The sequence below is a fragment of the Bacteroidota bacterium genome (genome assembly GCA_020161395.1).
Lineage (GTDB): Bacteria > Bacteroidota > Ignavibacteria > Ignavibacteriales > Ignavibacteriaceae > UTCHB3.
On record JAIUOE010000001.1, the window covers coordinates 586,850 to 601,584 of the forward strand.

The following is a 14,735-nucleotide window of genomic DNA, read 5'->3' on the forward strand; positions in this document are numbered from 1 at the left end:
GGTGCTCGCTTAAGAGAAGGAGAATAAAATGAAAAGAATTTCACTGATTTTGTTTGTACTGTTGGCTTTATCGGGTCACCTGCCTGCACAGATCGGCGGTTATGCAGTCGATTTGGATGGCACCGATGACTATATCGACCTGCCTGACGGAGTATATTTCGATGACAATACCTATACTATTGAAGCATGGGTATACCTGCGGGATGCCGGATTTCAAAAGCGACTCATTGACTTTGCCAACGGCCCCAGTTCAAACAATGTGATTCTCTCGTTGCGGGGGACTAATGAGTATCCCCGGTTTGAAATTTACAATAACAATCTGTTCACAAGCGGGGTTTCGGGAAATACACAAATACCCCTGAATCAATGGACGCACATTGCGTTGGCTTGTTCCAGCGGGTATGCCAGAATGTATATGAACGGATTGCTCATAGGGGAAGTTGCAACAAGCGGTCTAAGGGCTATATCCCGTTCATCAAACTTTATCGGTAAAAGTAACTGGTCTGGCGATGGAAGCGCGAATATGAAAATAGACGAGTTCAGGTTCTGGAAAACGGGCAGAACTGCCGAAGAAATAAAAAGGTACATGTATAAAGAACTCACCGGTAGTGAAGACAGCCTTCTTGTTTACTACAAAATGAGTAACGGTTCGGGAACCACTGTTTCTGATAATAAAACCGGCGGTACTACCAATGGTACCCTTGTCAACGGGCCCGTATGGAAAGCATCAGGATGCTTTGCGAATCCTACACAGGCGTTGGAATTCGACGGCACACAATATGTCTCAGCCACTTTGAATACTGCCATTGGAGCATCTTTCACTGAAGAGGTGTGGATATATCCTACTAATTCGTCTTTACAGTACCTTGGAATTATTGGATATCACCCGGGCACTCCACCCTCCCGAACACCCAGTATCTACCAGTACGGCTATAATGTCCACTGGGGATTTGGCAATGGAACCATTTGGTACAGCGATGAGACCACAACCAACCCGTTAACCATGAACAAGTGGAACCACATTGCTACAACCTTTGACGGCACCAATTACCGGCTATATGTCAATGGTAAAGAGGAAAAAAATTATACCGGTGCATCTGGCAAGACACCGGTAAATACGACAGCTTTCAGGATTGGTATCGTCGATAACAATTACATCGGTAAAATTGATGAAGTCAGGGTATGGTCTGCCGTGCGCACTCCACAGGAAATCAGGGATAATATGATGCGTCCTTTAAGAGGTGATGAAACAAACCTGAAGGCTTATTACAGATTCGAAGAACGGGAAGGAAATACCGTTTACGAACTTGTTTCCGCGTCACAAAACGGCACGATGAACGGCATGAATCCTGCGACAGACCGCGTGACATCAACGGCTTACAACACATGGATTGGAAGTGAAAGCAGTGTCTGGACAAACACTGCAAACTGGAGTCTCGGTACCGCTCCTGATAACACTCAAAATGCAGGTGCCTACAAGTGGAATCTTGGTAACGAATTGAATTTTAGTGGCACACCGGCAGTAAACAATCTTTTGGTCTCTTCAGGTTCTGCGCCTGTACTTGGTTCGGCTCTCTCCATAGCCGGGAATTTTGTACTCGAAAGCGACCTCAACCTCAATGGACAGCAGATTTCTCTTGGATCGACAGGATATCTTGTTGAAGGATCAGGCAGGCTCTTCGGAACCACAGGAAGTATCACTGCCAGCAGAACCCTGTCTAATATCACCTCCGAAAATGTAGCAGGACTTGGCGCCGTAATTACCTCCTCTGCAAATATGGGAGTTACTACCATAACCAGGGGGCACTCATCAAGAATTGCTCACGGTACAGGGAGTGTGTTGAGGTGGTACGATATCAGTCCTGCGACCAACATCGGGTTGGATGCGACCCTCGTTTTCAACTACAACTCCCTTGAACTCGGATCTGTTACGGAAAGCAAACTCGTTCTCTTCAAGTCGATCAACAGTGGAACCGACTGGACAAAAATGAATGGAACTGTTGATGTGGATAATAACAGAGTAACACTCTCCGGCATTGGTAGTTTCTCTTTGTGGACTGCTGCCGACTCTGACAATCCTCTTCCAGTTGAGCTGGTGAATTTTACCACATCTGTTTCCGGCAAAACTGTAATGCTGAACTGGGAAACAAAAACAGAGGTGATGAACGCCGGTTTCGAAGTTGAAAGGAAAACTCCGGGTTCAGATTGGCAGAAAATAGCTTTCGTCGAAGGTAACTACACCACCAATTCACCAAAATACTATTCTTTCTCCGATCAGCCGGCTGTGAACGGTACCGTTTTTTATCGCTTGAAACAAGTGGATACCGACGGCAGTTTTGAATATTCCGCGGAAGTAAAAGTTGATCTTGGTCTGCCGGCGCAGTTTGCCATCGATCAAAACTTCCCGAATCCGTTTAATCCTTCGACCACAGTTAATTATTCGTTGCCGGTTGAAGGAATAGTGAATATAAAACTTTACAACTCACAGGGCAGGGAAGTAGCAACGATTCTTAACGAGTTAAAAGAGGCAGGATACCACAGTATCACGATTGATGCAGCAAAACTTTCCCTTGCATCAGGTGTTTACTTCTACAGAATCTCGGCAGGTGGTTTTACCAAAACCAGGAAAATGCTTCTTTTGCAATAGTTTCACACGATACTCCGGGCAGGTATTTAAATGCCTGTCCGGGGTGTTCATCCGGGTACCGGCTACAAATCCCTCGGCAGTTTTTGGATGATGTTGTCGAACACCCTGTCCCTGAGTGATTTGTATTGGGGTATGAAGTTAATCAGAACACCTGAAAGAATCAGTATTACGCCAACAGCTACAACTTTTGTGCTGATAAATATTCCCAAAGCAACCAGGGCTATAGATGGCAGATAGTAAATCATAAACTCTACAAATCCTCTAAGCATGATTACTGACATTTTCCATAAAACATATAAAATGCCAATACCGAGAAGAATCCCCAAAGATATGAGTACCGCTTCCATTATGCTGCCTCCAATCCCCGGACAATATTGGATATCATGTTCAGTTTTTTAATAAATGCTCTCAACTCACTTTTTGAATAAAGTTTGACGCTTACCTCGGTTGTTCCGCCCGGGTAGTCGATTTGAAACAGCTTGTCTTTTCGTAAAAAATAGAGTATCAGATAAAACACTCCGAATAAAAATAACGGGTAAATGGGAAAGGTTAGTCCCAGACAAATGATAGCCCGGATCAGATAGGGAGTAGGTTTATATTCGATGAATTTTGCCCCTCTGATATCTTTAAGCTCCACTATCTGGCTGCCTGAAAGTTTGAGCCCGCCTTTATACAACCTTCCATATGCGTAAACTCTTTTGTTTGAAACCACCATTATATTTTTTGAGAGACTCCCCTTTAGCAGTCCCGTTATGTATCCCTCGCCCAAAGCGAAGACAGCTCTCTCGTCCCGATCGTGCAACATTTTTCTGATATTAACATCTGAGGGAAGAGAGACAGAATCGGGGAACACCCTGTTGATTGCAGGGTTGCTGTTCCCTTCGGCCATAATTGATCTCTCAATGAAGACACAATGTTGAAAATCATATAACTCGGCCGCAGAGAAAAATTTGGCAAGGGTGGCAATTGACCCGCCGGGGTATTCAATAATGAACATTTTCTGTTTCCCAAAAAATGCGTCAAATAAAAAACCAATCGAAAGTTGAATAAACAGGACGGTAAGCCCTATAACAACCATGTGCAAACCAAAATTATGATGGAAATTGTTGCTTAAAGAGAGAGCTATACCGGCTATACCAAGAGGTAAAAAAATCAATCCCAGTATCTTGCGAATCCAAAACTCTGTAGTAACAAACTTTACACCGGTAACTTTACGAAGAGGGACAATTTTATTCTCTGTCGCCCGGTTCAGAGGCAGGGAAAATTGCACACCCCTGAAGTATATTCGTTTGTCGGTAAGGATTATAAAAGTGGAAGCCAGTGACCCGTCCATCAATGAGGCAATATAGCCTTGTCCGACAACCTTGATGATTCTTTCTTCAGGGTCGAGTAAAACCTTTGAAAAATCTGTCGCCATTGTTTCCCCGCAGTTACCGGTAAGCTTGCCGGCTGTCTTGAAGTTTGTAAATGGCCTTTTGGAACTCCCTTATCTCTCTCGGCTCATACCAACTTGCTTTTACGGCGACATATCCACCCGGGTACTCAATTATAAAGAGTCTCTTGCGAAAAATAAAGTAAAGAATCAAAGGAATGATCAAAAAGAATAAGATCAAAAGCCGTGGATTGCTCAACTGGACATACCTGGTACCCGTGATATCGGCGACATTGATTATCGATTCCGAATAAAAACTTTGTCCAAACAGGTTGAAGACCCGCCCCTTCTGGTATACCCTCTCGTTACTAAGCAACAGAACCCCGCTGCTTACATCTCCCTGCAGAATACTTGCGACATAACTCTGCCCCAGGACAGACACAAACTGCTCGTTCTGTGTGACAAAAATCTTATTAAGTTGTTCATTTGTAATCATATCTCTTCCGGAAAATATTTATGCAAAGTTTTAACTTCCTGAAGAGAATATAGAATGAAAAGAAGCTTATTCGGAAAAGATGGATTATATGCCGGAAAATAAATTCTCTACTTCAAAAGCAAAATCTTCTGAGTCAGTCTGTTTTTTGCCGAGATTGCCTGCACGAAATAGACTCCCGAGGAGAGCCCCAATCCGTCAATGGAGAAGTGGTGGGTTCCCGGTTCCTTCGTTCCGTTGAAAATCGATTTAATGAGTGTCCCACGGCTGTCGAACAGGGTAATGTGAATATCAGACGACACGGGGATATCGAGTGTGAAGCCTGTCTGTGGATTAAAGGGATTCGGTGTCGCATTTCCCATTCTGAAGTCAGCCGGGATTTCCGAATGCTTTTCCTCAACTCCAACAGCAGTAAGAGGGATTTTAATTGTTTGAATCTGATAGATTCCCGAACGGTTGTCCATCCAGAAAGGATGAAGGGTGTTTTGCCGGTAAACTATTGAGATGTTGTCTCCCTGATATCCCTGTCCCAACCCGCCAATCGGGGTTGGTTTAAAATTTCTGTCAGAAATCTCATACTCCGTCCAGGTGTTACCATTGTCGAGAGACCTTGCGAGAAAAACACCTGCGGAGTCGGAAGTTGTCGCTCTGTCATCGTAATAAATCACATTAATTCCTCCGAATTCATCCACGGTCATCGCAGGAAAGAATTGTATTTTCCCATTGTTCAATGGATCCTGATTTACTCGAATTCCACCTGACCAGGTTGCTCCCCCGTCCGTCGAACGGTTGAATATGATATCTGGATCAGACCCCGCCACTGAGGTATTTTTTTGGGTGGTGATTACATAAAGCCAGCCGTTTGATGCTCCACCCGAAAGATCAATGGCAAGCTGAGGATTGCTGTTCACCCGGATATTCTGTTTTGTGGGGAGTACTCCCTGAATACCGTTGGTTACAAAAGCATTCTCGGTTACAGTCCATGAAGTGCCGCCGTTTGTTGATTTTGCAAAGCCTGTGTATTTTTCAGTAAACGGCGAGACAGATGTAACGGCTGCCCAGACTGCATAGACCACTCCTGAGTTGTCAACCACAAGTCCACCACCGTAGTTTCTGTCAGTTGGTGAATTGATTTGCTGCACTGCCGACCAGTTTTGTCCACCATCGTCGGAATAAACAAAAACCAAGGGGTAAGGGGGGCTGTATCTCACCCATGCGACATAAATTCTTCCATAATAAGGACTTGCAGGGGAATTATCGGAAGCCAGCCATGCCCTCTCGAGTTCAACATTTGTAATTGATTTTGCATTCGACCATGTTTTCCCCTGATCGGTTGATCTGTGCGAGTAGAGTCCGTAAAGGGGTATCTTGCCGTTACGAGTCAGCACAAATGTGCCGTTTTTATCGATTACCACTCCGGGGTCGCCACCGTGAAATGCTATCGAGGGACCACCCGAACATGTATCGCTGCCGAAAAAGGAGGTTCCACCATTGGTCGAGACATAAATACCCTCACTGACAAAAAACTGCGGGGAAAAACTGATGGCATTTGCCGATACAAATATCATGTCAGGGAAGTTGTGATTAACGGTAGCCACCACTTCTGTTTGCGTGACTGCGGAAGGAAATACCGGATAGTTGGGGATACCGAGATGAATGTAATTTTGAGCAGGTGTTACTGTCATTAAACAGAAAATTCCGTAAAATGCAAATGAAAAGCATCTCTTTCTAATTAAAAGATTCAAAAAATTCTTGTTCTGTTTATTTGGCATTATTGACCTGTTTTTACATTAAACCACAGAGCACACAGAGTGCACAGAGGAAAAAACCGCAGAGATCGCAAAGACCGCAAGGGGGCACGAATGCCCCTCATACGGAAAATTATTGGATTACTGCATTATTGCATTATTGGATTACTGCATTAAAACCTGTATCCCGTTGTAAAAGATATAAACGCATTTCTTGGTTCACCGAGTTCATAAAATCTGGCAGAAGTTGAGTTAATGTTCAGGAATGCTGCATATCTTTTATCGAGGATATTGTTTACACCACCCGAGAGCATGAAATTGAGATTCTTAACCTTCAGATCGAGACCAAAAACTGAATTCAACAGAGTGTAGGAGGGGTTGCTTTCCGAATTTGCATCGTCGGTGTACATGTCAGAAATATGGACTACAGATCCTTTTATAAATCCTGTAAGATTTTCTGTCAGGTCTTTGCTCCAGGCTGCCGAGAAGTAAAAATTGTGCTTCGGAACCGAGGGCACAATCTTACCCGAAAAATCTTTATCCTGGGTTACAAAGTTACCTTGATTATCCAGTTTTATCACTCTCGCCGTATATGTGTCGTAGTTGAAACTGCTGAAAGTGTAGGAAAACTTGAACATAAGAGCTTTCAGAATGGCGGTTTCGGCACCAAGTTCGATACCTGTTCTGTTTGTTTTTGCTGAATTACGATAGAAGACACTTCCCAAAACTTCAAAAGGAACGATTTCGTTATCGATCATGATGTTGAAAAAAGTACCTTCGAAGAAGAGGTAGTTGAATAGCCCCTGTGAGAAAATCAGGTTGCCCTTGACACCAAATTCAAAGTTTTTTGACTTCTGTGCCTCGAGATCAGGGTTGTAGATTTTTCCCTGGTTCGAACTCGTCGGATAGTTGTCAAGTTCATTGCCGGCAGGGGAGTCGAAACTGAGTCCATATGAAGTATAAAGGGAAAGATATGGGGTCAGTTTATAGTTCAAAGCGAGTTTGGGTGTGAATGCCTCATATTTTTTTCTGTCATCCTGGGAGCCCAAAAGTCTGTTTTTAGCCGCAAATGTTACATTATCATATCTGCCCGTCAGAAGGAGAGCAAATTTGTCAGGGATAAATTCGAATCTTTCCTGGAGGAAGAAGCCCGCATTCTGAATGGTTTCATCAACGAGGGTAAGGAGATTGTCGCCCTTCAGACCGTTGATGTTGTTGTATTCTTCAATGGGACCTGTCTGGTAGAAAAGGTCGCCGCCGACTGAAAAAGTGTTGCTTAATCCGACGATTTTTGACTTGTTGGTAAATCTCGTTGAAGCACCCATACCATAGCGGTTGAAGATTCTGACGGTTTTTTGGGCTCTTTCGAAATATTTTAGAGTGACATATCCCGTTATTTCAAATTCGTTGTTCCGTTTTTCATCAAACGAAGTCTCGAATTTGATGCCCAGCCTCCCTTTGTTTGAGAGTCTGTAGTAATCATAATCTTTTTCGGTTTTGGCAGCCTGATAGGGGTCGAGATCGAATTCAGATTTTTTCAGTGAGCCCGGAAGTTTGATAACTCCTGTTGCCGAATAACCGAAAAGGGAAAGTTTTGATACATCATTCAGTTTGGTTTCGAGCACTGTGTTAAGAATGTTCCAGAAGTCTTCGGAATGTTGTCTGTAACCCGCAAAATTGTGGTAATTGTATGAAACCATAAATTTTGTATCATCCGATTTTATCCCGAGCTTTACCCCGTTTCTCCTTAGACCGAATTCCCCGAATTCATTGAACTGTGTGACAAACGATGAGGGGAAATTGATCTCGTTGATGAAATTCACAACTCCACCGGGGGCGTTTGTATAGAGAGAGGACGCACTTCCGCGGACAAGTTCTATCGATCCGATTGAATTGAAGTCTATTGCCTCGATGCGGGTTTGTCCATCGGGTTCCGATTCGGGGATACCGTCCAGAAGAATTCTAATGCCTCTGATTCCGGAGTTTGAACGGCTTCCGAATCCTCTGATTGACATTCTTACATCATGATTTCCGTAGCGGGATTGCATGAAGAGCCCCGGGACACCCGCCAAAACCTCATTTACAGAAGTTTTTTTATCGAATGTATATGCACTGTTGTCCATTCTGTAAACAGGGTAGGGGATATCAATAATTTTTTCACCGACTCTTGTTGCCGTAATAACAACATCATCGAGGCGGTATTTCATCTCGATGGTGTCTTTCGGCGCTTTGGTCTCTTTTTGTGCAAATACTGCACTTAAACCAAGTACAAAAATGACTAAAAAGAAAAGTTTTTTCATTTATTTTACTTTCATAAAAAAATATTGTGCGGAATTAAACTTAAGGATATTTTGTGAAATTGAGTTTGAAGTGAACAAAAAATACCCTGATTTACGGGAGAAGTTTAGTGGTGAAAAAGGGAGCTATACGGGTTATGGTAACTTAAAAACACCTGTTGTTCTATTTTCATTCATTTTTCCAATATTTAACTGAACTTAATAGATTTCCTGAAAGATGATGAAAAAATAACTCGGTAAATATCTGACCTTCAGGAACCTTGACAAATATGAAAACCTGAAAGCCTTCCTCATTCTGTTTCTTAACAACAAATCCGCAATTTTTGAAGTCGGAGGAAAAGAGTCGGCCTGAAGCTTTTATTCAATCAAAGTTTTCAATTAAACTTATACTGAAATTTTATTTCCCTAAAACAAACTTCCCGGTCAGTCTTTTGATGCTGCCTTCCAATCCTGCGGCTTCGACCGTATAGAAGTATACTCCCGACGGGGATTGTGACATGTCCAGACTGATATCATGCATTCCTTTTTGTGTCAATCCCGCTTTAAGTGATTTTACGATTTCTCCGGTGGCAGACCAGATATTCAGAGTAACAAATGCCGTTTCAGGGAGGGTGTACCTGATTACAGTAGAGGGATTAAACGGATTCGGGAAGTTGCCCACAAGCTCAAATGATGAAATGCCGGCAGGTTCCGCCTCCACAGATTTGGAGTAGTGGTGTGTTCCGTCGAAATCGGTTTGATTCAGTCTGTATAAAACTTTCCCTGAGAGATTTTTTGCGGAAATGTCGGTAAATGAATATTCTTTTAGTTGAGTTGTGGTTCCGGAGCCGGTAACCGACCCGATTTCAGTCCAAGATTTGTCTGACCCGGTTTTTCTTTCTATTCTGAATTCCTTGTTGTTGGTTTCGGATGCTGTTGTCCAAGTCAGGGAGACACCCTCATTCGTTGCAGAGGCGGAGAAAGAAACCAGTTCAACTGGAACAGGAGTCAACTGATTCAGAAAGAGGACTATCGGAGTGCGTGCCGTGCCGACTGCAAGATCGAGCATGCCGTCACCGTTCACATCACCGTAGGCAATCGAATTAAGTGAAGACGCACCGATGTATGTCCACGAAGGAGTGACCGGAAGTGTACCATTGTCGTTCAGGTAGATTTCAACCCTCGGTGGTGAGAAACTCACTGTTGATACATCGGGATATCCGTCGTTATTCACATCATTTACTATCAGTTCCTGTACTCCGGGGGTTGGACTGGTCTGAGATGTCCAAAAGGGGGAGGAACCCAGGGTTCCCGAGGTGTTTTTGTACATTACATTTTGATTCGTGTTGCCTCCTATCACAAAATCAGCGTATCCGTCGAGGTCAAAATCACCCCAGCCACAACCTTTTTGCGAAATGGTGTTCCCGACTGTCCACGCGGGAGTACCCGACATTCCTCCCATGTAGTTGAGGTAAACACCTGATGCGAAATTTACCCATTTTGAAACACCCAAATCCCCTTTTTTCACATGAGTATAATCAACGGAAATGGTTCCACCCTGCGGAAGGATGCCACCGGCAGAGACAAACGCACCAACCGGGTCGTAACAGTAGTTGAAGACTTCCACTCCATTCACTTTAACCGAATGTACTTTCACCACGGGTGTTTTTGAGAGATGAACCGCCCCTTTTCCCGTTTCGGAGATTATGAAAGACTCCTGCACTCTTGTAAGGTCGCTTTTGTCGAGATCTGTGAACGCAACAGAGTTGGTGATCATTCCGTCGTTCGAAGTGTAGGTCGGGGATGTTGTGAAGCCCGTTCCCTGGTTGATGTAGTAGAAAATTGGCTTATACGGATCGGAAGTGTTGCCCTGATTTCCGACTGCCAGATCAGGAAGCCCGTCTCCGTTAATGTCGCCGAAGGCTGTTCCAACAGTCCATGCCAGACCGGCAAAGGTGAAGGAAGGTGTGGTTGGCACTCCGGTTCCGGTGTTCAGATAGATAGTGGAAGGTGCATAGCCGCCGTCGCCGTTTCCCGAGAAGAGGTCGGGCTTTCCGTCGTTGTTGATATCCGCCCACTTGATGTCGGTGGTTGATCTCGAGTCAGCCGAATACCAGACGGGATTCACCGTGAGGACACCATTGTCGTTTCTGAAAATCAGATTGTTATAGTCAGGGATAGGGGGAAATGAGTTGCTGAAGTAGCATCCCGCAGCGAGGTCGAGGTCGCCATCCATGTCAAAATCGCCGAAAGCGAGCCCTCCGATTTGCCTTTCGAGACCGGCTGTCCAGGCAGGTGTTGTTCCAAAAGGAGCCTGTGGAGTCCGGTAAACCATCTCTTTCATATCACTCTTTATATATATGTGGGTCGATTTACCGTCAGGACTGATGTCGGTAATCTTTTTTAAGTCCTGAGAAATCAATGAGATTGTCAGTAAAAGAGAAAAGGCAAATAATCTTTGTAACATTTTTTCGCTCCGGGGAAAAATTATTGCAGAAAATTACAAAAAAATCCCGACAGTTCATATATCTTTACAACCGTTTGTGGAATCCGGAAAAACACAACAACGGTTTTATCTCAATCATGATGAGAAAAGAGGAGTAATCAGCCCCCGATAATTGCAGTGGCTTCTATTTCCACAAGCATGTCGGGGTCGACGAGGGAACTTACAGCCACCAGGGTTGAGGCAGGTTTGATCGTTCCAAACACCTCACCGTGGGCTCTCCCGACATCTTCCCACATTGCGATATCCACCACATATATTCTAGTTCTGACGATATCGGTCATTGCGGCACCTGCATCAATAAGAGCCTGTTCTATCTTCTTCAGAATAATTTTCGTCTGGTAATATGGTTCTCCGAGACCTCTGACTTTGCCATCCTTCATCGATGTCGTTCCCGCCACTTCCACGATATTGCCAACCCGTACGGCGCGGGAGTAGCCGACTTTATCCTCATATTCACTCCCGGATGGGATGTTTCTTCTCATAAATCAACCTTTTCTGACTGTAAATAATGGTTTGATAAAATTTGTAACTGCATTTCGTTCAATTCACCTGTTCCCAGCCCGAATCCTGAATGAACGGCTTCAGATATTTTCCCGTCCACGATTCAGGACATGCAGCAATCTCTTCGGGGGTTCCCGTAGCCACGATGTAGCCTCCCTTGTCACCCGCTTCGGGTCCAAGGTCTATAACATGATCGGCACACTTGATTACATCGAGATTATGCTCGATCAGCAGAACTGAATTGTTGTTTTCGATCAGCAGATGGAACGATTTCAGCAGTTTAGAAATGTCGTCAAAGTGCAATCCCGTTGTCGGCTCGTCAAATATAAAGAGGGTATGCCGGTTGTCTTTCCTTTGGCTGAGGTGTAGAGCAAGCTTTATTCTTTGAGCTTCACCCCCCGATAAAGTGTTGGCGGGCTGACCAAGTTTCATATAATCCAGCCCAACATCCGAGAGCACCTGAAGCGGTTTTGTGATTTTGTTGTAACCCTCAAAGTGGTGCAGCGCCTCATCAACAGTCATTTCCAGCACTTCCACGAGGTTTTTGCCCCGAAGAGTGATGTCTCTTACTTCCTTTTTGTACCGGGTGCCCTTGCAGTCCTCACATTCGAGGTAAATATCGGCGAGAAACTGCATCTCAACTTTAATGAACCCCTCTCCCTGACAGGTTTCGCATCTGCCACCGGGGATGTTGAAGGAGAAAAAGCCGGGCGAAAATCCTTTTTGCTTTGCCTGATGTGTAGCCGAAAAAGCCTCCCGTATGTGTTCAAACGCCTTCACATAGCTTGCAGGGTTTGAGCGGGGTGATTTCCCAATCGGCGACTGATCAACAATTTCGATCGAATCGAGATACACTTCGCCTGTTATTGAATCGCATTTCCCCGGATTCGAAACAGCGCCACCGAGATTTTTGGCTATGTTCCCGTAGATTACATCGTGTACAAGAGTGCTTTTCCCCGAACCGCTTACACCTGTTATCACAACAAATTTATTCAACGGTATCTCGACATCAACATCTTTCAGGTTGTTCTCTCTCGCTCCCTTCACGACAATGGAAAAACCCTTTTCTGTGTTTCGTTTGGCGGGAATCGGGATGCTTCTTGCACCCGAGAGATAGGCTCCTGTGAGTGATTTTGGATTCGCCAGTATCTCGCTGTATGTCCCCTGTGCGACGATCTCACCGCCGTTCAAGCCCGCTTTCGGACCCATGTCCACGATAAGGTCGGCACTCTCCATCATTTCTGAATCGTGTTCAACCACAAGAACGGAGTTGCCGATATCCCTCAGATTTTTCAATATTTTTATCAGTCGTGAATTGTCGCGGGGATGAAGCCCGATCGACGGTTCGTCAAGTACATAGAGAGTGCCGACGAGTGCCGACCCCAGAGCTGTCGCAAGGTTGATCCTCTGCGATTCTCCCCCGGAGAGGGTTGAACTCACCCTGTCCATCGTGAGGTAGCCGAGCCCCACATCGTTCAAAAATGTGAGCCTTTTGATCAGTTCTTTTAATATCCTGTCGGCTATCTGATTTTCATAATCCGTAAGCTGAAGCCCCGAGAAGAATTTCAGGCTCTGCTCTATCGGCATTATCACCACTTCGTGAATCGATTTTTTGTCGATTTTTACCTGAAGAGCTTCCCTCCTTAGCCGGGTTCCTTTGCATGCTGTGCAGTTGGTGTAACCCCTGTACCGGGCGAGGAAAATCCTGATTTGCATCTTGTAGTTGTCTTTTTCGAGCTCGTCGAAGAAAGCCTGCAGCCCCGTAAATTCAGGTGCACCGCTTACTATCAGGTTTACATGTTCCTCACTCAGATATCTGAACGGTTCATTGATCGGGATGTTGTATTTCTTTGCTGCACCGATAAGTGCCCTGTTGTAATGACTGAATTTGGGACTTTTCCACGGGGCAATTGCGCTGTTTACTATCGAAAGGTTGTCGTTCGGAACCACAAGATTCATGTCGATTCCGTACATTTTTGAAAATCCCTGACAAACGGGACATGCACCGAACGGGTTGTTAAAAGAGAAAAACCGCGGTTCGGGTTCCTCGTATCTGATTCCACAGCACTCGTAGAATGTATTAAAATCGTATTGCTTTGATGCCGGATTGCCGGAATCTTCGGAGGCTGTGTCATCCCCTGAAAGGATCACCCTTAACCTTTGCTCACCCTCCTTGAAACACATTTCTATTGAATCGGCAAGGCGGTCGCGCATCTCCCCTTTTTTTATTTTGAAGCGTTCTGCGATGACTGTAATTTTGTCCTTCTCATCGGGAAGCGGGGTTTCGTCGGCAAGTTCGTACATTTTGCCATCGAAGAAAACCCTGAAAAAGCCTCTTTTTCTTATAAGGTCAATCTCTTCAGCTACACTTCTTCCCTCGTGTTTGTGAAGAGGAAATCCCAGGAACCACTTCCCCCCCTCCTCCTGAGTTTCGAGGAAATCGCAAACCGTTGTGGTTGATGCCCGCTTCACTTCCTTCCCGCAGACGAAACATTCCGTCCTGCCGATTCTCGCAAAAAGGAGACGGAGATAATCGTAAACCTCTGTTGTTGTGCCGACGGTCGAGCGGGTATTTTTCGAAATGGTCTTTTGTTCAATCGATACGGCGGGTGAGATGCCCGTTATCAGGTCCACATCAGGTTTATTGATCCGTTCGAGGAACTGGCGTGCATAGGATGAGAGGGATTCCACATAGCGTCTCTGTCCCTCGGCGTAAATCGTATCGAACACCAGGGATGACTTACCCGATCCGCTAACTCCCGTAAAAACAATAAGTTTCCCCGAAGGAATCTCAAGATCGATATTCTTTAAATTATGTTCTCTTGCGCCTTTTACAACAATGTTCCGGTCTTTGGCTTCGTGCTTCTTCATTCAAGTATATGCTAAATCTGTAAAAATGTGACTTTAAATTTACTTATAAATGCCAACAAAATGAGAGAAGAAATAGTTTGAAGGCTGAATAAAGAGGTCAGAAGTTTGAGGTATGAACTATGATCTATGAACTATTAGCTGACCTGAAGATTGAATTTCGGAAAAGGAGCGACAATCGTCTCGATTGTCCCACCGACAAAAAATAATAAATAATAACTCATAATTAATAAATCCTCGAAGCGGTTTACATGTTTGAAAAAAAATTAAAAAATATTTTTTTACATTTCCGGAAAAACTCTGGTTTAATTACTCTCTCTATGT

At 44.5% G+C, this 14,735-nt stretch carries 9 protein-coding genes; 1 reads left to right on the forward strand and 8 read right to left on the reverse strand.

What is annotated here, in order from left to right; genetic code table 11:
- The first annotated feature begins 28 nt into the window (after positions 1 to 28).
- Positions 29 to 2,647 carry a T9SS type A sorting domain-containing protein gene (locus LCH52_02285; protein MCA0387304.1) on the forward strand — a complete coding sequence of 873 codons (2,619 nt, stop codon included), beginning with the start codon at positions 29 to 31 and terminating at the stop codon, positions 2,645 to 2,647.
- Between the two features lie 62 nt (positions 2,648 to 2,709).
- Here LCH52_02285 and LCH52_02290 read toward each other — a convergent pair whose 3' ends face one another.
- From LCH52_02290 to uvrA, 8 genes are all read right to left on the reverse strand, one after another.
- Complete coding sequence (locus tag LCH52_02290; protein ID MCA0387305.1) at positions 2,710 to 2,994, reverse strand: hypothetical protein; 285 nt, start codon at positions 2,992 to 2,994, stop codon at positions 2,710 to 2,712.
- The gene (locus LCH52_02295; protein ID MCA0387306.1) at positions 2,994 to 4,064 is read right to left on the reverse strand and encodes a hypothetical protein; all 1,071 of its coding nucleotides are present in this window, start codon (positions 4,062 to 4,064) and stop codon (positions 2,994 to 2,996) included. The genes LCH52_02290 and LCH52_02295 overlap by 1 nt, the downstream gene beginning before the upstream one ends.
- A gap of 13 nt (positions 4,065 to 4,077) precedes the next feature.
- Positions 4,078 to 4,515, reverse strand: a complete 438-nt coding sequence (locus LCH52_02300; protein MCA0387307.1) for a hypothetical protein — start codon at positions 4,513 to 4,515, stop codon at positions 4,078 to 4,080.
- 107 nt (positions 4,516 to 4,622) lie between these two features.
- Positions 4,623 to 6,197, reverse strand: coding sequence for a T9SS type A sorting domain-containing protein (locus LCH52_02305; GenBank protein ID MCA0387308.1), 1,575 nt, complete (start codon positions 6,195 to 6,197; stop codon positions 4,623 to 4,625).
- 236 nt (positions 6,198 to 6,433) lie between these two features.
- Positions 6,434 to 8,560 (reverse strand): TonB-dependent receptor, encoded by a 2,127-nt coding sequence (locus tag LCH52_02310; GenBank protein ID MCA0387309.1) that lies wholly within the window; start codon positions 8,558 to 8,560, stop codon positions 6,434 to 6,436.
- A gap of 394 nt (positions 8,561 to 8,954) precedes the next feature.
- A complete protein-coding gene (locus LCH52_02315; GenBank protein MCA0387310.1) occupies positions 8,955 to 11,003 on the reverse strand; it encodes a T9SS type A sorting domain-containing protein in 2,049 nt (682 codons plus the stop codon).
- A 137-nt stretch (positions 11,004 to 11,140) separates the two neighbouring features.
- Positions 11,141 to 11,524 (reverse strand): RidA family protein, encoded by a 384-nt coding sequence (locus LCH52_02320; protein MCA0387311.1) that lies wholly within the window; start codon positions 11,522 to 11,524, stop codon positions 11,141 to 11,143.
- Between the two features lie 58 nt (positions 11,525 to 11,582).
- Positions 11,583 to 14,414 carry an excinuclease ABC subunit UvrA gene (gene uvrA / locus LCH52_02325; GenBank protein MCA0387312.1) on the reverse strand — a complete coding sequence of 944 codons (2,832 nt, stop codon included), beginning with the start codon at positions 14,412 to 14,414 and terminating at the stop codon, positions 11,583 to 11,585.
- Positions 14,415 to 14,735 lie beyond the last annotated feature (321 nt).